This is a genomic window from Streptomyces milbemycinicus (genome assembly GCF_002154605.1).
In the GTDB taxonomy this organism is placed as follows: domain Bacteria; phylum Actinomycetota; class Actinomycetes; order Streptomycetales; family Streptomycetaceae; genus Streptomyces; species Streptomyces milbemycinicus.
In genome coordinates, this window is the sequence record NZ_MUNE01001212.1 from 1 (window position 1) to 863 (window position 863).

The 863-nt window shown below is 69.6% G+C and carries 2 protein-coding genes; both read left to right on the forward strand.

The features are described 5' to 3' along the window. Positions 1-246, forward strand: a 246-nt coding sequence (locus tag CCN51_RS52160; RefSeq protein ID WP_281262498.1) for an amino acid permease C-terminal domain-containing protein, incomplete at its 5' end; no start/stop codon positions are given. Positions 247-256: 10 nt separating this feature from the next. Beyond that, positions 257-712 (forward strand): Lrp/AsnC family transcriptional regulator, encoded by a 456-nt coding sequence (locus CCN51_RS52165; RefSeq protein WP_014174941.1) that lies wholly within the window; start codon positions 257-259, stop codon positions 710-712. Positions 713-863 lie beyond the last annotated feature (151 nt).

The window sequence follows — 863 nt, forward strand, 5'->3', positions numbered from 1 at the left end:
TTCGCCTTCGCGCTGGTCAACATCGCCGTGATCGTGCTGCGCCGGACCCGGCCCACGATGGAGCGCACCTTCCGGGTGCCGCTGGCGCCGCTGTTCCCGCTCGTCGGCCTCGGGCTGTGCCTGTGGATGATGGGCAGCCTGGACCGGGTGACCTGGATGGTCTTCGGCGTCTGGATGGCCGTCGGCCTTGTGCTGTACTTCGCATACGGCATGCGCCGCTCCCGACTGGCCACGGCAGAAAAGTGACATCCCCGCAGTGCGACTGAACGATCTGGACGAACGCATCGTCCACGCCCTCGCCGAGGACGCCCGCCGCAGCTACGCCGACATCGGGGAGGAAGTCGGCCTCTCCGCCCCCGCGGTCAAACGGCGGGTGGACCGGCTGCGGGCCGAGGGGGCCATCACCGGCTTCACCGTACGGGTCGACCCGGCCGCCCTCGGCTGGGAGACCGAGGGCTTCATCGAGCTCTACTGCCGCCGCAACACCTCGCCCGAGGACATCCACCGGGGCCTGAACCGCTACCCCGAGGTGGTCTCCGCATCGACCGTCACCGGCGACGCGGACGCCATCGTCCAGGTCTTCGCCTCCGATATGCGGCACTTCGAACGCGTACTGGAGCGGATCGCGGGCGAACCCTTCGTGGAGCGCACCAAGTCCGTCCTGGTCCTCTCGCCCCTTCTGCGCCGCTTCGGCTCGGGGGCTCCCGCGTAGCCCGGGGCGACCGACGCAACGAATCGCCGCAGCGGGCCCGGAAGACGTAATGAATCGACGCCAGGTGCGCAACGGACGCGCCTTGTCCGCCGATCTCGGGCCGACGTACCGTCTTTTTGGCGTTACGCCCGCCCCCTCCCCTCGCCCGAAG